Origin of the sequence: Nocardiopsis salina YIM 90010, assembly GCF_000341025.1 — a bacterium.
GTDB classification, from domain to species: domain Bacteria; phylum Actinomycetota; class Actinomycetes; order Streptosporangiales; family Streptosporangiaceae; genus Nocardiopsis; species Nocardiopsis salina.
This window is the reverse complement of sequence record NZ_ANBF01000186.1, coordinates 1-20,396: the sequence shown is the minus strand read 5'-3', so window position 1 is coordinate 20,396 and position 20,396 is coordinate 1. Positions and strand designations below refer to the sequence as shown.

Below are 20,396 nucleotides of genomic sequence, written 5' to 3'. Positions count from 1 at the left end.
CTCGACGGGCCCCGCCACGCCCCCGTCGTGCTCCTCGTCCCGCCGTTCGGGGCCCGTATGTCGGTGTGGGAACCCCAGATGCCCGAACTCGCCGGAGGCCACCGGGTCCTGCGGGTCGACCACCGCGGCCACGGAGGATCGGACTCCCCGGAGGGCCCCTACCGCATCGAGGACCTCGCCCTGGACCTGCTCGGCGTGCTCGACGCCGAGGGCATCACCAGGGTGTCGGCGGTCGGTGCCGGGCTGAGCTCGTCGCTGCTGGTGTGGATCGCCGTGAACTCGCCGCGCACGATCGACCGAATGGCGCTGCTGGCACCTGCCGCGCGTACCCCGGACACCGTCCGCTGGGACCGCATAGGGGCCCGCGCGCGTACCGCCGGCATGCAGGCCGTCACCGCCGACGTCGTCCTACCGTGGTTCACGCCCGACATGTACGAGGAACGCCCCGAGGCGGCCACCGCGCTGGCCGATGACGTCGCCGGCCTGGACCCCGAGGGGTTCGCGTCCGTGTGCGAGGCCGTCGCCGACATGGACCAGCGCCGCCTGGTCCCCGAGGTCAGGGTCCCCACGCTCGTGGCCTCGGCCGCGCACGACCCGCTGCTGCCCCCGGGCCACGGACGGCGCCTGGCCGACGGCCTGGCGGACGTACGGTTCGAGGTCGTGCCAGGCGCCGCGCACCTGCTCGGAGTGGAGCGGGCCGACCGGGTCAACGAGCTCCTGGTGGAGCACTTCGGTTCCTGACGGTCCCGTTCCCTGTCAGCCCCGGACGGGGATCAGTGGGCAGGCGATCTCCAGCAGGTAGCCGTCCGGGTCGCGGAAGTGCGCCGCCCGGACGCCCCACGCCGTCCAGTCGCGCGGCTCCATGGCCTGGCGTGCGCCGTCGGCGACGAGCTGTTCGGCGGTCGCGTCGACGTCCTCGACCTCGAAGACGACGGCGAGGCGGTCCTGGTTGGGCAGATCGGGGTCGGCGGTGTCGGTCTCCAGGGCCTCGGCCATCACCTCGCGCTGGTTGATCGCGAGCTTGGTCGTGGACCCGACATCGAACTCCGCGTAGCGGCTGCTCTCGTCCCCCCAGAGGATCGGGAGTTTGAGCAGGTCGGCGTAGAAACGAAAGCACGCCTCGTAGTCGTTGACCAGGAGCCGGATGTAGCTGCATCGCATGTGCGGGCCTCCTACGGGAGTGGGGCGACGGCCGTCGTGGCCATTGTCCCGCTTCCCGCCGCCGTTGGCCCGCCCCGTTCCGGACCGCTGCCCTACCGTGACCGGATGCGGCCACCTTCCGACACCGCTGACCTGCGGACATGGTTCCCGGAGCCGATTCCCCACCGGATTGCCCGTGGTGCTCTGTCGACCCAGCTCAACCGGGCCACCCGGATGCCCCTGCCGCAGCGGCTGCTCGACGAACGCCAGCGGACCGAGCGCGACACCGCTCACCGGGTCGCACACACGACGATCAGTGTGCTGCTCATGGTGGTGTTCGTCGGGGCCGTCTTCCCCACGACCTTCAGCCCGCCGGAGGTGGTGTTCCCCTGGTGGCTCGTGGCCCCGATGCTGTGGATCCTGATGATGGTCCACGCCTCCCTGCCGGCCTGCTACCTGGCCTGGACCCAGCCGGCCGAGCCGCTCGACGACGGGGACCCCGACGAGCTCCCCTGACCGGGCGCCTGCAGTGGTCCTCAGCGCTCAGAACAGGTCGGGTCCGGCCCAGCCGTAGGTGTCGCGCCGGCGCACCTCGGCGAGCTCGTCCTCGGTGAGCACACGCGGCCGCCCGAGCTGGGCGGCGCGCAGGTAGGTGGCGCACAGCCAGTCGAGCAGGCGCAGGTTCTCCAGCGCGTGCGGGAGGTCGCGGCCCAGGGCCAGACCACCGTGGTCGGCGAGCAGAGCGGCGTCGCGGCCCTTGAGTGCCTTGACCGCCTGGTCGGCGATGTCTCCGGTGCCGTAGGTCGTGTAGGGGGTGACGGCGATGGCGCCGCCCAGCGACGCGGCCCGGTGGTGCACCGGCGGCAGCTCGGCCAGGACGCTGGAGACCGCGACCGTGTCGACGGTGGCGGCGTCGATGACCGCGGTGGCGTCGCGATCGTGGTCGGCGGCCTGGCGGTGCACGGCCATGTGCAGGGTGGCCTCGGCCGCGGGCTCCCGCCGTCCCTCGAGCACACGGTCGTCGAGCGACATGACCGGGCAGTCGGCGGGCTGGAGCTGGTCGGGGGCGACGCCTGAGGGGGTGACGACGACGAGGTCGCCGCGGCGGACGCTCGCGGCCCCCGCCTCGCCGGGGGCGGCACCGGCGCTCGCCGCGGCGGAGCGAGCGGTCAGGCAGACGTCTCGGCGTTCGGGTTCGAGCAGCATGCGTTCCTCGGAAGTCACGGACAGGTGGGCGTGTCCCCACCCTCGGGCGCCCCACTTAGGGAAGCCTAACTACAGTTCAGCCTAAATCAACGCCAAAGTCCCGTCCAGGGATCGGTCATGCTTGGATGTCCCACGAGGCTCCGGATGGCCCGTGGTGCACTGTCTGCAACGCGTTGCGTGAGTCGTGCCACGGGGGGTTGCGTCACAATCTGGCATTTTTGCTGGTCAAGGTGGGTTATGGGAGCGTTGAGACGTAAGCGTCCTACGAAACGAGGCTGTTTGTGACCACCGACCAAGGGAACACCGCTCCCGTGAACGAACCCGACGAGACTCTGCCGTCGGCGCCGTACCTGTTCCAGCCTGGTTNTCCCCCCCCCCCCCCCAGCCTCTACATCGACGGCCAGTGGCGGGCAGCACGCGACGGCAAGGTGCGAGAGATCCTCGACCCTGCCGACAACTCCGTGCTGACCGTCGTCAGTGAGGGAACACGCGCCGACGCAGAAGACGCCATCGCAGCCGCCCGACGTGCCTTCGACGCCGGGGACTGGCGCAGCACACCCGCCGAAGAGCGCGGACGCATCCTGGACCGCATCGCCGACCTGCTCCAACGCGACCGGCACGAGATCGCCGTCATGGAGTCCTTCGACACCGGTAAGACCATCGAGGAGGGCGGGATCGACGTCGACGACGTCACCAACGTCTTCCGCTACTACGCCGGTCTTGCCGACAAGGACGCCGGGCGTGTCGTCGCCGCGCCCGAGGGCATCCAGAGCAAGGTCGTCTACGAGCCCGTGGGTGTCTGCGGCATGATCACGCCGTGGAACTACCCGCTGCTCCAGCTCGCCTGGAAGATGGCCCCGGCCATCGCCGCGGGCAACACCATGGTGATCAAGCCCAGCGAGATCACCCCGGTCACCACCGCCAAGCTCGTGGACCTGACCACCGAGGCCGGCGCGCCGGCCGGTGTGGTCAACATGGTCCTGGGCACCGGCCCCGAGGCCGGTGCGCCGCTGTCCGAGCACCCCGACGTCGACCTGGTCTCCTTCACCGGTGGCCTGATCACGGGGCGTCGGATCATGGCGGCCGCCTCCGACACGGTCAAGAAGATCGCGCTGGAGCTCGGCGGGAAGAACCCGAACATCATCTTCCCGGACGTCGACCTCGACACCGCCGTGGACTACGCGCTCAACGCCGCGTTCTTCCACTCGGGTCAGGTCTGCTCCGCCGGTGCGCGCCTCATCGTGCACGAGGACATCCACGACGAGTTCACCGCCGAACTGGCCCGACGCGCGGAGGCGATCCGGATCGGCCGCGGCCAGGTCGAGGGTGTGCGCTGCGGTCCGCTGGTCTCGGCCGAGCACCGAGCCAAGGTCGAGAAGGCCGTGGCGCGCGGTGTCGAGGAGGGCGCCCGTGTCATCGCCGGCGGCAAGCGCCCCGACGAGCCCGAGCTCCAGGACGGCTTCTTCTACCGTCCGACCGTCTTCGTCGACTGCGACCGCTCCATGGACATCGTCCAGGCCGAGGTCTTCGGCCCGGTCGTGACGGTCGAGCGCTTCCGCACCGAGGACGAGGCGATCGAGCTCGGCAACGACACCGACTACGGCCTGTCCGGCGGCGTGTGGACCGCCGACACCGGCCGCGGTGAGCGGGTGGCCGCCGGTCTGAGCCACGGCACCGTGTGGGTCAACGACTACGGCCCCTACATCCCGGGCGCCGAGTGGGGCGGATTCGGGCAGAGCGGTGTCGGCCGCGAGCTGGGTCTCGCCGGCCTGGACGAGTACCGCGAGGCCAAGCACATCTACCGCAACCTCGCACCCGAACCGCAGCGCTGGTTCGGCTGAGCGCGGTGTGAACGCGGGGCGCCCCGGCGCCCCGCACCCAACCCGCCCCGGCGCGGCAGCGCTGTGCCGGGGCGGACGACTGCCCTGCGACGTGACCGCCCGACACGTCGCCGGGCCCCTCCCGGCCCTGCGGGGGCACGGGAGGTGAGACGGAAGATCCGGCCACAAGAGAAGCACACGTCGAACATGACGGCACCAGAGGTCGGTTCCCCCGCGTACCCCCAGGAATGAGAAACGAGAGGAATCAGGCCGTGTCGACACAAGAGCACACCTACGACTACGTCATCGTCGGAGGCGGGACGGCGGGCCCGGTCATCGCCAACCGCCTGACCGAGGACCCCAACACCACCGTCTGCGTCATCGAGGCCGGTCCCGACGACCGCGACCACGAGAACGTGCTCCGCCTCAAGGAGTGGCTGAGCGTTCTCGACAGCGACCTCGACATGAAGTACACGACCACGGAACAGCCGCGCGGCAACTCGCACATCCTGCACTCGCGCGCCCGTGTCCTGGGCGGATGCTCCTCCCACAACACACTCATCAGCTTCCGCCCCTTCGCCGAGGACCTTGACGAGTGGGTCGCCGCAGGCGCGGAGGGCTGGGACAACGCCACGGTGCAGTCCTACGCCGACCGTCTCAAGAACAACATCGTTCCGATCGCCGAGAAGGACCGCAACGACATGGTCAAGGACTGGGTGTCCTCGGCCTCGGAGGCGGCGGGCGTCCCGGTCGTGGAGGACTTCAACGCCAAGACCTCCCACGGCGGCGGTTTCGCGGACGGCGCGGGATTCCTGTCGATCTCCTACGACCCCTACACCGGGCACCGCTCCTCGGCGTCGGTCGCCTACCTGCACCCGATCATGGGCGTGCGCGACAACCTCACCGTGATGCTGGAGACCTGGGTCGACCGGCTCGAGTTCGACGGCGACCGCGCCACCGGTGTCAGCGCCACGACCGTGGACGGCGAGCGCGTCACCGTCAACGCCCGCCAGGAGGTCATCCTGTCCGCAGGCGCGATCGACAGCCCGCGCCTGCTCATGCTCAACGGGATCGGCAACGCCGAGGAACTGTCGTCGGTGGGTATCGAGCCCCGTCACGACCTCAAGGGCGTGGGCGAGAACCTCCAGGACCACCCCGAGTCGATCATCATGTGGGAGACCGAGCGCCGGGTCCCCGAGGAGACGGTCATGGACTCCGACGCGGCCCTGTTCGTGCGCCGCGACGAGTCCGACCCGCGCCCGGACCTGATGTTCCACATCTACCAGATCCCCTTCGACGACAATACGAAGCGTCTCGGGTACGACTCGCCCGAGGACGGCTACGCGGTCTGCATGACCCCCAACATCCCGCGGTCCCGTTCGCGCGGAAAGCTGTCCCTGACCAGCTCCGACCCGAAGGTGCACCCGGCGCTGGACTTCCGTTACTTCACCGACCCCGACGGGTACGACGAGCAGACCATCGTCGACGGCCTCAAGGTCGCGCGCGAGGTCGCCGACGCCGAGCCGTTCAAGTCGTGGCTCAAGCGCGAGGTCGCGCCCGGACCGAAGGTGCAGACCGATGAGGAGCTCTCGGAGTACGGCCGCCGCGCCGCGCACACCGTCTACCACCCGGCCGGTACATGCCGCATGGGCGCCGCGGACGACGACGGCGCCGTCGTCGACCCGCGCCTGCGCGTGCGCGGCCTCAAGGGGCTGCGCGTGGCCGACGCGTCCGTCTTCCCCACCCTTCCCACACCCAACCCGATGGTCATGGTCCTCACCCTGGGCGAGCGTGCCGCGGACCTGATCCGCGAGGATCGCCTGGCCCAGAACGAGGAGGCCCGATGACCGTCCCGACCACCGAACTCGCCGGTGCCCCGGAGGACGCCGCGGACGTGACCTTCTCCGTCCGCAACCTGTGGAAGATCTTCGGCAGGAACGCCGACAGTGTCATCGGTACCGACCTCGAGGAGGCCGGCCGCGACACGATCAAGCAGGAGACCGGCACCACCGTCGCCGTGCGCGACGTGTCCTTCGATGTGCGCCCCGGTGAGATCTTCGTGGTCATGGGACTGTCCGGATCAGGTAAGTCCACACTGATCCGCTGTCTGACCCGCCTGATCGAGCCCACCTCCGGGCAGGTGCTGCTCNGGGACCGGCCCCGCCGCAAGATCGCGATGGTCTTCCAGCACTTCGGGCTCCTGCCCAACCGCAAGATCATCGACAACGTCGCCTACGGACTGGAGATCCGGGGGGTCCCGCGCGCCGAACGCTACGAGCGTGCCCGCGAGATGATCGGGATGGTCGGACTGAGCGGGTACGAGAACTCGCGCCCCGGCCAGCTCTCCGGCGGTATGCAGCAGCGTGTGGGCCTGGCCCGCGCGCTGGCGGTCGACCCGCAGGTGCTGCTGTTCGACGAGCCCTTCAGCGCACTGGACCCGCTGATCCGCCGTGAAATGCAGAACGAGGTCGTCCGGCTCCAGAAGGAGCTGCACAAGACGTCGGTCTTCATCACCCACGACCTCCAGGAGGCCCTGAAACTGGGCGACCGAATCGCCATCATGCGCGACGGCGAACTCGTCCAGGTCGGCACGCCCGAAGAGGTCGTGGGCCGCCCCGCCAACTCCTACGTCGCCGACTTCACGTCCGACGTCGCCCGCACCACCGTGCTCACCGCGCGCTGGCTCGTGCGCGACGCCTTCCCGGAGGAGCGCACCGACGGCCCCGGCGTCGAGCCGGGCACCGTGCTGTCGGAGGTCCTGCCGCTGCTCGCGGCGAGCGTCGCCCCGGTGCGGGTCGTCGAGGGGGATCGCCTCCTCGGCTACGTGGGACGCGACGACGTCCTGCGGGCCATCGCCGAGGATCAGCTCGAGGACGCCGAGGCCGTCGCCGCGATCGTCGGGGACAACTCCGAGGACCTCGTGTACGGACGAGAGGACACCGTCCCGACCGGAAGCGGTGCGTGACGTGGCCGTGACGACACAGACCGCGGCGACCTCCCCGGGCGGGGAGGTCGCCGCGGCCGACAGCGGGGGAGTGTGGCGCCGCAGCTGGTTCCAGGCCCTGATCGTGCTGGCCGTGGTGCTCGCGGGGTACGCGTCCGCGCGGATGATGGGCAACCCCTCCTGGGCGGGCGGTTTCCCGACTGCGGTCGGCGAGAGCTTCATGGCCCGGCTCGACGGCCTCTACGCGTGGATCGTCGAGAACCGCAACGACAGCCCGCTGTTCCTCTACTTCTTCAACTACATCTCTGTGGGGCTGGGGTCGGCGGTCGTGCTGATCAACCAGGTCCTGGACTTCCTCACCTGGGCCGGTGTGACGGTCCTCGGCGTGCTCGGCGCCTGGCGTGTGGCCGGATGGCGCGTGGCGCTCCTGGTGCTGGCCGCCTTCGGGACATTCGCGTTCACCGGGCTGTGGAACGAGTCCATGACAACGCTGGCGCTGATCATCACCTCGGTGAGCATCGCCCTGCTGTTCGGTGTACCTCTGGGGATCCTGGCCGGCCGCAGCGACCGGTTCCACCGGGCCCTGCGTCCCGTGCTGGACTTCATGCAGATCATGCCGGCGTTCGCCTACCTGCTGCCGTTCGTGCTGCTGTTCGGCATCAGCAACCCGGCCGCCGCCGTGGTCACCGCGGTGTACGCACTGCCGCCGGTCGCACGCATCACCGCGATGGCGATCCGACAGGTCCCCGAGGGGGCCGTCGAGGCGACCACCTCGCTGGGGTCCACCCCGTGGCAGATCCTCACCAAGGTGCAGATCCCGCTCGCCAAGCGCACGATCCTGCTCGGCGTCAACCAGACCATCATGCTCGCGGTCTCCATGGTCGTGATCGCGTCGGTCATCGGTGCCGGTGGTCTCGGTGACGCCATCTACCAGGCGCTGGCCCAGGTCAACGTGGGCCAGGCGTTCCAGGCCGGTATCGCGATCGTCATGCTCGCCATCGCCATGGACCGCGTCACCGGCGCCGTCGGACACGGTGCGCACACGCCGGACGTCCCCGAAAGGCTGCGGTGGCCGGTGCTCGGCGGCGGTCTGCTGGTCGTGGCCGCGGTCGTGGCCGGGGCCCGGTTCCTCGGCCAGGGCGGGTGGCCGCGCAACGTCGCGGTCGACGTGGCCGTGCCGGTCAACGCGTTCTACGACGCTCTGCAGTCGGCGATCGGCGGGTTCACCGCCTCGCTCGGCACGTGGCTGCTCGACTGGGTCCTGGGCCCGCTCAGCGCACTGCTCACCGGTACGCCCTGGTGGCTGGTGGTCCTGGCGGCCGCAGCCCTCGGGTGGATCTTCGGCGGGGTGCGTCCGGCGCTGGTCTCCGGCGGTTCCTTCGTGGCCATCGGCCTGCTCGGAGTGTGGAACAACGCGATGGACACCCTCTCGCAGGTGCTCGTGGCCTCGGTCGTCACGATCCTGGTGGGTGTGGTCATCGGTGTGCTGATGTCGCGCCACGACGTGTTCGCGGCGATCCTGCGCCCGATCCTGGACGCAATGCAGACGCTGCCGCCGTTCGTGTACCTGATCCCGGCGGTCGCGCTGTTCACGATCGGCCGTGTGCCGGCGCTGGTAGCGGCGGTCGTCTTCGCCCTGCCGCCGGTGATCCGCCTGGTCGACGACGGGATCCGCGGCGTTCCGGCCGGGACCCGTGAGGCCGCGGTCTCGCAGGGGTCCACCCCTTGGCAGATGCTGACCAAGGTGGAGCTGCCGATGGCCGGCGCGTCCCTGCGCATGGCCGTCAACCAGGCAATCATCCTCGTGCTGTCCATGGTCGTCATGGGTGCACTCGTCGGGGCCGGATCGCTCGGCTTCGACGTGGTCTTCGGGCTCGCCCAGAACGAGCTGGGACTGGGTCTGGCCTCCGGTCTGGCGATCCTCTTCCTGGGTCTCTTCCTGGACCGGGTCACGCAGGGAAGGAGGGCACCCAGTGCCTAGATTCGCGAGAAGGGGCGCGCTGATGCGGTACTTCGCCGTCGGCCTCGCCCTCGTGATGGTCAGCTCCTGCGCCGTGCGCACCGACGAGATCGCCCGCGACCCGAACTCGGTCCGGATCGCTCTCAACGGCTGGGTCGGCTACGAGGCCAGCGCCGCGGTGCTGGAACACGTGCTGCAGGAGGACATGGACTACGACGTCCAGCTCGTGCGCGTGGATGAACAGCCCTCGTGGCAGGCCCTGGACCAAGGGGTTCTCGACGTGATCCTGGAGAACTGGGGGCACGACGACCTCTACGAGCTCTACGGTCCCGATGGCAACGACACCGTCGTGGACGGCGGTTCCACCGGCAACGAGGGCGTGATCGGCTGGTACATGCCCGCCTACCTGGCGGAGGAACAGCCCGAGCTGCTCACGCCCGAGGGCCTGCGCGAGAACACCGACCTGTTCCAGACCCCGGAGACCGGGGACAAGGTCGAGTTCCTGGGCGGTGCGCCCGGGTTCGCCACGCAGGACGAGGGCATGATCAACGCCTTCGACATGGACCTGGAGATCGTCTACGCCGGCTCCGAGGCCGCGCAGATCACCGAGGTCCAGCGCAGGTACGCCGATGAGGAACCGGTGCTGTTCTACTCCAACGAGCCGCACTGGATCCAGGAGGAGCTGGACCTGGTCAAGGTCGACTTCCCCGTCTACTTCGAGGGTTGCGACGACGACCTCGAGTACGTGCCCTGTGACTACCCCGCCTACGATCTCAACAAGATCTTCCGCAAGGGGTTCGCCGAGAACGACGACCTGGCGTACCGGTTCCTGGACAACTGGAACTGGAGCAACGCCGACCAGAACGAGGTCGCCGGGATGATCGCCGACGAGGGCATGGACCCCGACCAGGCCGCCGAGGTCTGGGTCGACGAGAACCGCGACCAGGTGGAGTCCTGGCTCCCCGAGGGGTACGAGACACGCACCCGCTGATCGGGATGTGAACGGGCGGGGGCCGGGTCCGGTCCCCGCCCGTTCGTGTGTGCCTTCGGTTCTGGAAAAGTGCTACCTCTGGTGCCACCTCGTCGCATCGGCCCGGCCCCCAGCAGCAGGTCGACGATCTCCTGGTGGTCGGGACCGCCGTCGCCGAGGATCGGTCGGCGGCGAGCGCGTCGGTGCGGCGGACGAACCGGGTGACTCTTCAGGATGAACCGTGGTGTCGCCCGATCGGTCGACGGGGACCGGCCGACCGGGCGCACACTCACGAGCACCCGGGCAGAACGCACCAGGCGCACATCTGGAGCGCGTCAGCGCTCGAAGTGCAGCCGACGGCTCACCCAGTACACGTTCACGCATGCGGCCAAGAACCCCGCGCCGAGCACGATCACGAGCCACGTCTGGTCGGTCATCGTGAACGCGGCGATCGCACCGATCAGCATGACGAGCGCACCGAACACGGCGAGCACCCTGCGGAACCCCAGGGCGCTGGCGGGACGGTCCGCGCTGCCGAGCGCACCCTTGAGTCTTCCTCCACGCATGGAGCGGCTCCTTCCTCGACGACGGCCGTCTCTTGTTCTACCGGTGCCCCCGCCGTCGTTGCCCGCGACCCCCCGCCGCGGCCCTCACCCGCCCCATACCCACCAGGAAACCCCCGCTCTCCCGGTCATCCGGAGAAGACAGGAAGGCGCACCCGAAGAAGCTCTGTCAGACACGTGAGAAAAGCGCCTGACAGCCCTCTGACCTCGACGGCCTGCCCGACGCGGGTGAGGCTGAGGCCATGGACGTGAGCCGTTCGCCCCCGGGACGAGGCCCGCGACCGATGCGCCGGCCGAGCCGAGGGCGGAGGAGGACGACCGTTGATGTTCGTCCACCTCGACACCTCGGCAGCGCTCAAGCTGTTCGAGGACGCGGTCGAAGCACGAGCCCTGGTCGACTGGCTCGACGAGCACGGCACCGATCGCCGGATCACGAGCCACCCCACGCGCACCGAACTCCCGCGGGCACTCCATGCACGGTGTGCACGCCGGCACCATGGAGGCGTGCCCAGGAGCGGCTCGGCCGAGCAGCACACGTCAGGATGCCGGTCGAGACCTTCGACGCCGCCTGCGCGCTTGCGCCCGGGGCCGGGCTCCGCTCGCCCGACGCTCTGCACGTCGCCGCTGCTTCGGGTCTCGGATCCTTGGTCAGCGCTTTCGTCGCCTATGACGAGAGGCTCGTCGAGGACGCCGAAGCAGTCGGCCTCACTGCCGTCTCCCCGTCACCCTGAACAACCGGCCCTCCGGGAAAAGCGAAGGGGCGCCCCGGGAACCGGGGCACCCCTCTCGCAGAAGGCGGACGCGGGTCACACGCCGTTCATGAGCGCCGGGAGCGCGGACTCGTAGGAGGCACGCAGGTCGGTCAGGGCGATCTCGACCGTGCCTCGGGCGTGGGACACCGCCAGGGTGTCGCCTCCGACCGTGCCCAGCTCCGTCACCGGGACCCCGTGCCGCTCGGCCAGCTCACGCACCGCCGCGGCGTTGTCGCCGGTGGTCTCCACCAGCGCCCGCGCACCGGACTCGCTGAACAGCGTCGTGAACGCGTCCCCGTCGAGCTCCAGGCGCGCGCCCTTGCCGCCGCGCAGCGCCGACTCGGCCAGCGCGACCGCCAGACCGCCGTCCGACAGGTCGTGTGCCGACTCCGCCAGCCCCTGCTCGGCGGCCTCGGCCAGGACCTCGGACAGCGCGGCCTCAGCGGCCAGGTCCACCTGCGGGGGCTGCCCGCCCAGGTGGCCGTGCACGGTGTCGGCCCACGCCGAACCGGAGAGCTCCGGGCGGGTCGTGCCCAGCAGCAGCACCGTCGCGTTGTCGGCCTCGAACCCGGACCGCAGCCGCTTGCGCACGTCGTCGACCACACCGAGCACACCGATGACGGGGCTCGGGTTGATCGGCTTCTCACCGGTCTGGTTGTAGAAGCTGACGTTGCCGCCGGTCACCGGGGTGCCCAGCGCCCGGCAGGCGTCGGCCAGCCCGCGGGTGGACTCGGCGAACTGCCACATGACCCCCGGGTCCTCGGGCGAACCGAAGTTGAGGCAGTTGGTCACCGCCAGAGGCCGAGCGCCGGTGGCCGCCACGTTCCGGAACGCCTCCGCGTACGCGAGCTGCGTGCCCGTGTACGGGTCCAGGCGTGTGTGCCGGCCGTTGCCGTCGGTCGCCAGCGCCACGCCCCGGTAGGAGTCGTCGGAGACCCGGATCATCCCGGAGTCGTGCGGCGCCGAGACGACCGTGTCCCCGCGCACGTAGCTGTCGTACTGCTGGGTGACCCACGTCGGGTCGCCCACACCGGGCGCGCCCAGCACACGCAGCACGTGCTCGCGCAGCTCGGCGTCGTTCTCCGGGCGGGGGAGCTCGGCGGCGTCGTCGGCCTGGAGAGTGTCCTGCGACTCCGGCCGCGCGTAGGGACGCTGGTAGACGGGGCCCTCGTCCGAGGCGGTCCGCGGGGGCATGTCCACGACCGTCTCGCCGTTCCAGGTCATGACCAGGCGGCCGCCGCGCTCGGCCTCTTCCTCGGACACGTCGGTGACCTCGCCGATCTCCGTGGCGAGGATGTTCCACTTCTCGCAGACGTCCAGGAACGCATCCATCTTCCCCGGTTCCACGATCGCCATCATGCGCTCCTGCGACTCACTCATGAGGATCTCCTCGGGGGTGAGCCGGTGGTCACGCAGCGGGACGCGGTCCAGCTGGATGTTCATGCCGCCGGTGCCGCCCGCTGCGAGCTCCGTGGTCGCGCACGAGACACCCGCGGCGCCCAGATCCTGGACACCGACGACGAGGTCCTTGCCGAACAGTTCGAGGCTGCACTCGATGAGCAGCTTCTCCATGAACGGGTCGCCGACCTGCACGCTGGGCCGCTTGCTGTGCGACTCGTCGTCGAAGGTGGCGCTGGCCAGAACCGACGCGCCGCCGATGCCGTCCGGACCGGTCGTGGCGCCGAACAGCACGACCTTGTTGCCGGGGCCGGGCGCCTCCGCGAGCTTGATGTCCTCGTGCCGCATGACACCCACACACAGGGCGTTGACCAGCGGGTTGTCGAGGTAGCCGGCGTCGAAGCCCAGCTCACCGCCGATGTTGGGCAGCCCCAGGCAGTTGCCGTAGAAGGAGATCCCCGAGACCACGCCGGGCAGGACCCGCTTGGTGTCGTCGGCCTCGGCGGGTCCGAACCGCAGCGCGTCCATGACCGCGACCGGCCGCGCGCCCATCGTCAGGATGTCGCGCACGATGCCGCCCACACCCGTGGCCGCACCCTGGTGCGGTTCCACGTACGAGGGGTGGTTGTGCGACTCGATCTTGAAGGTCACCGCGCGTCCGTCGCCGACGTCGACCACGCCGGCGTTCTCGCCCATGCCCACGAGCAGGGCGTCGCTCTCGGGCGCCTTCTCCCCGAACTGGCGCAGGTGCACCTTCGAGGACTTGTAGGAGCAGTGCTCGCTCCACATCACCGAGTAGATGGCCAACTCGGCCGCGGTGGGGCGGCGGCCCAGGATCTCGCGGACCCGCGCGTACTCGTCGTCGGCCATGCCGAGCTCGGCGTAGGGCTGCGGCGTGTCCGGGTGGCCGAGAGCCGCGGAGACGGTGTCGAGACCGGGTACTTCAGACATGCGTCGTTCCGTTCGGGGTGTGCGGTTGTGGAGCGGGCCGTGCCGTCCCCGGCCGTGGGCGGGAAGGGCGCCCCGGCCGGGAGTGACGCGCGGATCAGTCGGCGGGCGGGTTCGCGTTGCCGACCATGAGGACGGCGACGGCGCCGTCGGACTCGTGCTCGGTGGCGTCGGCGACCATGACCTCGCCGTCGGTCATGATGGTCTCGCTCAGGGGGACGTCGTCCGGCTCCTCGGCGCCCTCGGGCAGGAGCTGGCCCCAGTTCTGCTCCAGCAGGCCGTCGTAGACCGCCTCGACCGCCTCGTCGGAGCTGACGTCTGCGTCCTCGTCGGTGGTCATGACCGACACGAGCCGGATGCACTCGGCCGGGACGCACTCGACGTCGTCCTCCTCGGAGGAGTACTCCAACCCGGTCGGCGCCTGGCCGAGAACGCCGGCTTCGGGAGCCTCCAGCGGTTCGGGGCCGCCCTCGCCGCCCTGACCGCCGCCTTCCTGCCCCTGTCCGGGGCCCTGCTCGGTCTGCGCGACGGTGGACATCGACTGCACGAGCCCGATCCCCCCGGAGACCACGAGTCCGACGATGACCACCGCGGCGAGGATGAACATCGTTCTTCGGGAGCGCAGCAGCGCCATCATTGGAAGGATCGTCCCCCAGATCGTTCGTGTTCGCCGGCGCCTAGGCCGGCTCGGGTGTGCGGGAGCCCAGATGGGTGAGGATCGAGGCGAAGAAACCGAGCCCGTCGGTGGAGGGGCCGGTCAGCGCCTCGACGGCGTGCTCGGGGTGTGGCATGAGGCCCACGACGTTGCCGTGCTCGTTGGAGACCCCGGCGATACCGCGGTAGGAACCGTTCGGGTTCTCGCCGACGTAGCGGGCCAGGACCCGCCCCTCGGCCTCCAAGCGGTCGAGGGTCTCCTCGTCGGCGACGTAGCACCCCTCGCCGCTCTTGAGAACCACGAGGACCTCCTGGCCCTCGCTGTAACCATTGGTCCAGGCGGTACGGGTGTTCTCCACACGCAATACCTGGTCGCGGTTGACGAAGCGGAGGGAGGCGTTGCGGGTCAGCGCGCCGGGCAGCAGGTGGCTCTCGGCCAGGATCTGGAACCCGTTGCAGATGCCCAGCACTGGCAGCGTGCCCGACCGTGCGGCGGGCACGAGCTCGCCCATGAGCGGGGCGAACCGGGCGATGGCGCCGCAGCGCAGGTAGTCGCCGTAGGAGAAACCGCCGGGCAGGACGACGGCGTCCACACCCTTGAGGTCGGCGTCGCCGTGCCACAGCGGGACGGGGTCGGCCCCCGCCAGCGCGACGGCACGCGCCGCGTCCTTGTCGTCGAGGGAGCCTGGGAAGGTGACGACGCCCACGCGGGCTGTCATGTGCACACTCCGGAAAAGTCGTTCGGCGAGGAGATCGGTCCGGCTCGGGAGGCTCCCGGTGGGGCCTCCCCGCCCCCGTCACGCGGCGGACGGTGCCTTCGTCTGCAGCGTACCCGTTCGCCTGTGCTCGGGTACGACGAAGTCCCCTCCGGGAGCACCCTGGCCTGTGTGATCATCCCAAGTCGGGGGCCCGGAAAGGGGGCGGGGGTGTGGTTCTCGACGAGTGCTCGGCGGTGACCATGGCGTGCGCCACAGCTGTCCGCCGACTGAGAGGAACGGCGGCCGACCGGTGTCAGAGGAGTGCGTAGCGGGTGCTGCGCTCGGGTGGCGGTGAGTCCAACGGCCGGTCGCAGGCGGTGCGCCGCTTGCGGAGCGCGACCATGGTGCGCGGCTCGTCCTGGAAGGCGACCTCGTCCATGAGGTAGCGCATCAGAACGATGCCCCTGCCCGATTCTGCATCCGGACTCGGGAGGGGCACGGGGTCGTTGGCGAAACGTTCGGCCAGATGGGCCTCGTCCGGCGCCCGCCCGGTGTGTGAGACGCGCACCTCGCACCATCTGGGCCCGAGCTCGGCCTCCACGGTGTAGTCGGGGGCAGGACCGCCGTGTTCGACGGCGTTGGCGCCGGCCTCGGACACGGCCAGGAGGATGTCGTCGACGCATTCACGGCACAGCCCGCCGCGGGTGAGGAGGGTGTCGAGGATGTCGCGTACCACGGCCACCGTGTACGCCTGTCGGGGGAGCGTGATCGAGAAACCGGCGTCCATGCGTCCACCTCTCGTGCTCCTGGTCGGTCAGGTGCTCGACACGTATGGAGACGTTCCCGACCCCTGGTGAGTAAAACGAACGGCCGTGCCCTGCAGGGCACGGCCGTCCGGTGTCGGACACACCCGGCACTCGTGACGCTCCGGTCCCGGTTCGGGAGGGTTTCGGGCCGGTCCGCGCCGGCCGTCGGACGGTCCGGTGCGCAACTGTTCCGCCGCGTGTCAGGAGGCGGGGCGGACCTCGAACTCCTCGATGACGGTGTTGGCGAGCAGGGTCTCGGCCATGCGGCGCACCTCGGCCACCGCCGCGTCGTCGAGCTCACCGTCGATCTCGACCTCGAAGCGCTTGCCCTGGCGGACCTCCTTGACGCCCTCGAAGCCCAGCCGGGAGCCGGCCGCTGCGATGGCCTGGCCCTGGGGGTCCAGGATCTCCGGCTTGAGCATGACGTCCACAACGACGCGGGCCATGGGTCCTCCACAGGAAGAGAGTCGACGGGTGTGCCCCTGCCGGCCGCCGGGCATCACGGGGGCCTCGCAAAGGGGGCGACGCCAGCGTACGGCACCGGGGTCCGGCGAGGGCCACCCGAGAGGGGGTCCGAGCAGGCCATGGCCCGTCGACACGCCGCAGATTTACCTTCGATGGAGCTGAGTTCTAGGGGCCAGTGACCCGTCTCACGGCCATTGGTGTCATCATTGGAGACATCGGGTGGCGTCTAACCGGGTGGAAGAGATCGTCCGCGGTCGTCCTGAGGGGGAATCTTGACGACTATCGAAATGGACCAGACTCCCAAGACCGGTGAGGCCCGCGACGAGCGCGCCGAGCACCAGCAGGAGCAGACGCTCGACTTCGCCACCGCGGTCACGCCGTTCGCCGACCAGCTCTATCCCACGGCCCTGCGTATGACCCGCAACCCGGCCGACGCCGAAGACCTCGTTCAGGAGACGTTCGCCAAGGCCTTCGCCAATTTCCACCAGTTCCGCGCCGGCACGAACCTGCGCGCGTGGCTGTACCGGATCCTCACCAACACCTTCATCAACGGCTACCGCAAGAAGCAGCGCGAGCCGCGCCAGGAGACCACCGACGAGATCAAGGACTGGCAGCTGGCCGCCGCTGAGGCGCACACCTCGTCGGGGATGCGCTCGGCCGAGACCGAGGTGCTGGACCACCTGCCCGACAGCGACATCAAGCAGGCCCTGGCCCGGTTGCCGCTGGACTTCCAGGAGGTCATCTACCTCGTCGACATCGAGGGTTACGCCTACAAGGAGGTCGCCGAGCGGATGGACACCCCGCTGGGCACCGTGATGTCGCGCCTGCACCGTGCCCGCCGCCAGCTGCGCGAGATGCTCGCCGACTACGGGCGTGAGCGCGGCATGCGTGTTCCCGAGCAGTGAGGCGCGTGTGCCGAGCGTGATGGGAGCGCTCCGTGCTCCCCGGCCCCTCGTGCGACCCCCTGCGACGATCTGCCCGGCCCGTCACCGAGGCCGGGCCGTGCTGTGTCGCGGCGCCCCAGGAAGCAATTGCGCGCCGTGACCGCCGCGTCTCCGACAAGCGGCCACAAAGTTGTCGGAAGACCTTGTACATGCTAGGAAGCCCTGCTAACGAGTCTCTCGAAGGTTCTTGGATCATGGTGGCCGGACGGAAAAGGTGACGTCCGGGTCTTGCGCTCTCCGTAGTGAGTTCTGTCACGATATGGGGAGGGCTGTCCGCTGTGCCCACACCCCGGGTGAGCGGACCGTGATCCGGCCGATCGGCGTCACCCGCGCGAATTCGGCCCCGAGAACCCGAGGAGCGACGTGTCGGACACCACCGCGCACGAAGAACCGGAGCTCATCCAGCTCCTGACACCCGAAGGTGAGCTCACGGGCCACCCCGACTACCCCTTGGAGATCAGCGCGGAGGAGATCCGCGCCCTGTACCGGGACCTGGTCCTGGTCCGCCGCGTCGACAACGAGGCGGTCTCACTCCAACGCCAGGGCGAACTGGGCCTGTGGGCCTCACTGCTCGGCCAGGAGGCCGCCCAGATCGGCTCCGGCCGCGCCCTCACCGAACGCGACATGGCGTTCCCGTCCTACCGCGAACACGGCGTCGCCTGGTGCCGCGGTATCGAACCCAGGGAACTGCTCGGCATGTTCCGCGGCGTCACCAACGGCGGGTGGGACCCCCACGAACACGGGCTGCACCTGTACACGATCGTCATCGGCAGCCAGGCCCTGCACGCCACCGGCTACGCCATGGGCCTCCAGCGCGACGGCGCCGTCGGCGAGGACGGCAGCGCCGTGATCGCCTACTTCGGCGACGGGGCCACCAGCCAGGGCGACACCAACGAGGCCTTCAACTTCGCCTCCGTCAACAACGCGCCCGTCGTCTTCTTCTGCCAGAACAACCAGTGGGCGATCTCCGAGCCCCTGGACCGGCAGTCCCGCATCCCCATCTACCGCCGCGCCGCCGGCTACGGGTTCCCCGGTGTGCGCGTGGACGGCAACGACGTCCTGGCCTGCCTGGCCGTGACCCGCGCCGCGCTCGCCAACGCCCGCGAGGGCAACGGCCCCACGCTCGTGGAGGCGTTCACGTACCGCATGGGCGCCCACACCACCAACGACGACCCCACCCGCTACCGCGCCTCCGCCGAGCTCGACGAGTGGAAGGCCAAGGACCCGATCCTGCGGGTCCGCCGCCACCTCGAGGCGGGCGGCCTGGCCGACGACGCGTTCTTCGCCTCCGTGGACGAGGAGGCCGAGCGGATCGGCGAGCAGGTGCGCACGCAGTGCCGCGCCCTGCCCGACCCAGAACCGCTCGAGATCTTCGACCAGGTCTACGCCGAACCCAACGTCCACATCGACCAGCAGCGGTCCGAGTTCGCGGAGTACCTGGCCTCCTTCGAGGACGCCGGGACGGAAGGGGGCCGCTAGGCCATGAGCAACAAACTCACCATCGGCAAGGGCATCAACGCCGGCCTGCGCGCCGCCATGGAACACGACCCGAAGGTCCTGGTCATGGGCGAGGACGTCGGCCGCCTCGGCGGGGTCTTCCGTGTCACCGACGGCCTGCACAAGGACTTCGGCGCCGACCGGGTCATCGACACCCCGCTGGCGGAGTCCGGCATCGTCGGCACCGCCATCGGCATGGCCATGCGCGGCTACCGCCCGGTCGTGGAGATCCAGTTCGACGGGTTCTTCTTCCCCGCCACGAACCAGACCTTCACCCAGCTCGCGAAGATGCGCCGCCGCTCGGCCGGCAAGCTCAGCATGCCCGTGGTCATGCGCATCCCCTACGGCGGCGGGATCGGCGCCGTGGAGCACCACAGCGAGTCCCCGGAGGCCTACTTCACGCACACCGCCGGGCTGCGGGTCATGACGGTGGCCACCCCGGAGGACGCCTACTGGGGCATCCAGCAGGCGATCCGCTGCGAGGACCCGGTCATCTTCCTCGAACCCAAGCGCCGGTACTACGAGAAGGCCGAGGTCGACCTCGACCTCGCCTACGAGGACGCCACCCCGATGGGTGCGGCCCGCATCGCCCGCCCGGGCACCGACGCGACCCTGCTCGCCTACGGGCCCATGGTCAAGACCGCCCTGCAGGCCGCCGAGGCCGACACCGAACGGTCGATCGAGGTCATCGACCTGCGTTCCCTCTCGCCGGTCGACTACCCCACGGTCGTGGAGTCGGTGAAGCGCACCGGCCGCCTGGTCGTCACCCACGAGGCCACCCTCACCGGCGGCCCGGGAGCGGAGATCGCCGCACGTGTCACCGAGGAGTGCTTCTACCACCTGGAATCGCCCGTCATCCGCGTCGCCGCGTTCGACACCCCGTATCCCCAGTCGCGTCTGGAGGAGCACTACCTTCCGGATCTTGACCGCGTTCTGGACGGTGTGGACCGGGCTTTCGCGTACTAGGCGACGACAGGAACAGGGGAAGACACAGGACATGGCGATTCAGAAGAGCGACCCCGCCGTCGACGGCGTGCACGCGTTCAAACTGCCCGACGTCGGCGAGGGCCTGGTCGAGGCCGAACTGCTCACCTGGTACGTGAAGCCCGGCGACGAGATCACCGTCAACCAGATGATCTGCGAGATCGAGACGGCCAAGGCGGTCGTGGAGCTGCCCAGCCCCCACGCGGGCACCGTCAAGGAGCTCAGGGCCCAGGAGGGCGAGACCGTCGAGGTCGGCACGGTCATCATCACCATCGACGACGGCACCGGCCCCGGGGGAGCCGAAGCCGAGGCACAGGACGGCGGCACGGCCACGGCCGCCGAGGCACCAGCCCCTGCCGACGACGGTGAGGAACGGGAGAAACCGCTGGTCGGCTACGGCGAGAAGGCGACCAGCACCCAGCGCCGCGCCCGCCGCCGCCCGGCGCCTTCCGCGCCCGCGCCCTCGGTCCCGGCCTCACCCGCACCCGCACCCGCCCAGGAGGCCGCCCCTGCCGGTGCCGCGGCGCAGAACGGGAGCGCCGCACCCGACGGGGGCCCTGCGCAGGGGCGCCCGCTGGCCAAACCCCCGGTGCGCAAGCTCGCAAAGGACCTCGGTGTGGACCTGGCGTCTGTCACGCCCACGGGCA

General features: G+C 70.1%; 20 protein-coding genes. 12 read left to right on the top strand and 8 right to left on the bottom strand.

The features are described 5' to 3' along the window. Positions 1-741, top strand: a 741-nt coding sequence (locus tag D474_RS0121650; RefSeq protein WP_017615585.1) for an alpha/beta fold hydrolase, incomplete at its 5' end; no start/stop codon positions are given. Positions 742-756: 15 nt separating this feature from the next. Here D474_RS0121650 and D474_RS0121645 read toward each other — a convergent pair. Next, the gene (locus D474_RS0121645; protein ID WP_017615584.1) at positions 757-1,161 is read right to left on the bottom strand and encodes a VOC family protein; all 405 of its coding nucleotides are present in this window, start codon (positions 1,159-1,161) and stop codon (positions 757-759) included. A 105-nt stretch (positions 1,162-1,266) separates the two neighbouring features. On the opposite strand from D474_RS0121645, the gene D474_RS30605 reads away from it, so the two are divergent. Continuing rightward, positions 1,267-1,656, top strand: coding sequence for a hypothetical protein (locus D474_RS30605; protein ID WP_152476979.1), 390 nt, complete (start codon positions 1,267-1,269; stop codon positions 1,654-1,656). A 27-nt stretch (positions 1,657-1,683) separates the two neighbouring features. Here D474_RS30605 and D474_RS0121635 read toward each other — a convergent pair whose 3' ends face one another. Next, positions 1,684-2,346 (bottom strand): class II aldolase/adducin family protein, encoded by a 663-nt coding sequence (locus tag D474_RS0121635; RefSeq protein ID WP_017615582.1) that lies wholly within the window; start codon positions 2,344-2,346, stop codon positions 1,684-1,686. Positions 2,347-2,657: 311 nt separating this feature from the next. Here D474_RS0121635 and D474_RS0121630 point away from each other — a divergent pair, with 311 nt between their 5' ends. From D474_RS0121630 to D474_RS0121610, 5 genes are all read left to right on the top strand, one after another. Continuing rightward, entirely contained in the window at positions 2,658-4,187 is a 1,530-nt protein-coding gene (locus D474_RS0121630; protein WP_026118692.1) for an aldehyde dehydrogenase family protein, read from the top strand. 251 nt (positions 4,188-4,438) lie between these two features. Then, positions 4,439-6,013: a GMC family oxidoreductase gene (locus D474_RS0121625; protein WP_017615580.1), complete on the top strand. Its 1,575-nt coding sequence runs from the start codon at positions 4,439-4,441 to the stop codon at positions 6,011-6,013. Beyond that, positions 6,010-7,131 (top strand): quaternary amine ABC transporter ATP-binding protein, encoded by a 1,122-nt coding sequence (locus D474_RS0121620; RefSeq protein ID WP_017615579.1) that lies wholly within the window; start codon positions 6,010-6,012, stop codon positions 7,129-7,131. Before D474_RS0121625 ends, D474_RS0121620 begins: the two co-directional genes overlap by 4 nt. Before the next feature lie 7 nt (positions 7,132-7,138). Continuing rightward, complete coding sequence (locus D474_RS0121615) at positions 7,139-9,091, top strand: ABC transporter permease (protein WP_394296544.1); 1,953 nt, start codon at positions 7,139-7,141, stop codon at positions 9,089-9,091. Positions 9,092-9,113: 22 nt separating this feature from the next. Next, positions 9,114-10,061, top strand: a complete 948-nt coding sequence (locus tag D474_RS0121610; protein ID WP_017615577.1) for a glycine betaine ABC transporter substrate-binding protein — start codon at positions 9,114-9,116, stop codon at positions 10,059-10,061. Between the two features lie 314 nt (positions 10,062-10,375). Here the strand turns inward: D474_RS0121610 and D474_RS0121605 are convergent, their stop codons facing one another. Next, positions 10,376-10,606 (bottom strand): hypothetical protein, encoded by a 231-nt coding sequence (locus tag D474_RS0121605; RefSeq protein WP_017615576.1) that lies wholly within the window; start codon positions 10,604-10,606, stop codon positions 10,376-10,378. Positions 10,607-11,145: 539 nt separating this feature from the next. Between D474_RS0121605 and D474_RS29600 the strand changes: the two genes are divergently transcribed. Beyond that, complete coding sequence (locus D474_RS29600) at positions 11,146-11,334, top strand: PIN domain-containing protein (RefSeq protein WP_017615575.1); 189 nt, start codon at positions 11,146-11,148, stop codon at positions 11,332-11,334. Positions 11,335-11,409: 75 nt separating this feature from the next. On the opposite strand, the gene purL is transcribed toward D474_RS29600, so the two are convergent. From purL to purS, 5 genes are all read right to left on the bottom strand, one after another. Continuing rightward, positions 11,410-13,704 carry a phosphoribosylformylglycinamidine synthase subunit PurL gene (gene purL, locus D474_RS0121595; protein ID WP_017615574.1) on the bottom strand — a complete coding sequence of 765 codons (2,295 nt, stop codon included), beginning with the start codon at positions 13,702-13,704 and terminating at the stop codon, positions 11,410-11,412. Between the two features lie 94 nt (positions 13,705-13,798). Then, positions 13,799-14,338: a hypothetical protein gene (locus D474_RS0121590; RefSeq protein ID WP_017615573.1), complete on the bottom strand. Its 540-nt coding sequence runs from the start codon at positions 14,336-14,338 to the stop codon at positions 13,799-13,801. Positions 14,339-14,378: 40 nt separating this feature from the next. Continuing rightward, a complete protein-coding gene (gene purQ / locus D474_RS0121585; RefSeq protein ID WP_017615572.1) occupies positions 14,379-15,074 on the bottom strand; it encodes a phosphoribosylformylglycinamidine synthase subunit PurQ in 696 nt (231 codons plus the stop codon). Between the two features lie 292 nt (positions 15,075-15,366). After that, positions 15,367-15,840, bottom strand: a complete 474-nt coding sequence (locus D474_RS0121580; protein WP_017615571.1) for an ATP-binding protein — start codon at positions 15,838-15,840, stop codon at positions 15,367-15,369. 219 nt (positions 15,841-16,059) lie between these two features. Continuing rightward, positions 16,060-16,305: a phosphoribosylformylglycinamidine synthase subunit PurS gene (gene purS, locus D474_RS0121575; RefSeq protein WP_017615570.1), complete on the bottom strand. Its 246-nt coding sequence runs from the start codon at positions 16,303-16,305 to the stop codon at positions 16,060-16,062. A gap of 306 nt (positions 16,306-16,611) precedes the next feature. Between purS and D474_RS0121570 the strand changes: the two genes are divergently transcribed. The 4 genes from D474_RS0121570 to D474_RS0121555 form a co-directional block, all read left to right on the top strand. Further along, positions 16,612-17,229: a sigma-70 family RNA polymerase sigma factor gene (locus tag D474_RS0121570; protein ID WP_017615569.1), complete on the top strand. Its 618-nt coding sequence runs from the start codon at positions 16,612-16,614 to the stop codon at positions 17,227-17,229. A gap of 402 nt (positions 17,230-17,631) precedes the next feature. Then, positions 17,632-18,747, top strand: coding sequence for a pyruvate dehydrogenase (acetyl-transferring) E1 component subunit alpha (gene pdhA, locus D474_RS0121565; protein WP_017615568.1), 1,116 nt, complete (start codon positions 17,632-17,634; stop codon positions 18,745-18,747). A 3-nt stretch (positions 18,748-18,750) separates the two neighbouring features. Beyond that, positions 18,751-19,731: an alpha-ketoacid dehydrogenase subunit beta gene (locus D474_RS0121560; protein WP_017615567.1), complete on the top strand. Its 981-nt coding sequence runs from the start codon at positions 18,751-18,753 to the stop codon at positions 19,729-19,731. 31 nt (positions 19,732-19,762) lie between these two features. Next, positions 19,763-20,396 (top strand): biotin/lipoyl-containing protein (locus D474_RS0121555; protein ID WP_017615566.1); only part of this gene is annotated, 634 nt, incomplete at its 3' end.

Excerpts from the sequence above, each read along its gene's own strand:
- D474_RS0121645 (WP_017615584.1), bottom strand. The coding sequence starts at position 1,161 with ATGCGATGCAGCTACATCCGGCTCCTGGTCAACGACTACGAGGCGTGC.
- D474_RS30605 (WP_152476979.1), top strand. The coding sequence starts at position 1,267 with ATGCGGCCACCTTCCGACACCGCTGACCTGCGGACATGGTTCCCGGAG.
- D474_RS0121635 (WP_017615582.1), bottom strand. The coding sequence starts at position 2,346 with ATGCTGCTCGAACCCGAACGCCGAGACGTCTGCCTGACCGCTCGCTCC.
- D474_RS0121610 (WP_017615577.1), top strand. The coding sequence starts at position 9,114 with ATGCGGTACTTCGCCGTCGGCCTCGCCCTCGTGATGGTCAGCTCCTGC.
- D474_RS0121605 (WP_017615576.1), bottom strand. The coding sequence starts at position 10,606 with ATGCGTGGAGGAAGACTCAAGGGTGCGCTCGGCAGCGCGGACCGTCCC.
- D474_RS29600 (WP_017615575.1), top strand. The coding sequence starts at position 11,146 with ATGCCGGTCGAGACCTTCGACGCCGCCTGCGCGCTTGCGCCCGGGGCC.
- purL (WP_017615574.1), bottom strand. The coding sequence starts at position 13,704 with ATGTCTGAAGTACCCGGTCTCGACACCGTCTCCGCGGCTCTCGGCCAC.
- D474_RS0121590 (WP_017615573.1), bottom strand. The coding sequence starts at position 14,338 with ATGATGGCGCTGCTGCGCTCCCGAAGAACGATGTTCATCCTCGCCGCG.
- purQ (WP_017615572.1), bottom strand. The coding sequence starts at position 15,074 with ATGACAGCCCGCGTGGGCGTCGTCACCTTCCCAGGCTCCCTCGACGAC.
- D474_RS0121580 (WP_017615571.1), bottom strand. The coding sequence starts at position 15,840 with ATGGACGCCGGTTTCTCGATCACGCTCCCCCGACAGGCGTACACGGTG.
- purS (WP_017615570.1), bottom strand. The coding sequence starts at position 16,305 with ATGGCCCGCGTCGTTGTGGACGTCATGCTCAAGCCGGAGATCCTGGAC.
- D474_RS0121570 (WP_017615569.1), top strand. The coding sequence starts at position 16,612 with ATGGACCAGACTCCCAAGACCGGTGAGGCCCGCGACGAGCGCGCCGAG.
- D474_RS0121560 (WP_017615567.1), top strand. The coding sequence starts at position 18,751 with ATGAGCAACAAACTCACCATCGGCAAGGGCATCAACGCCGGCCTGCGC.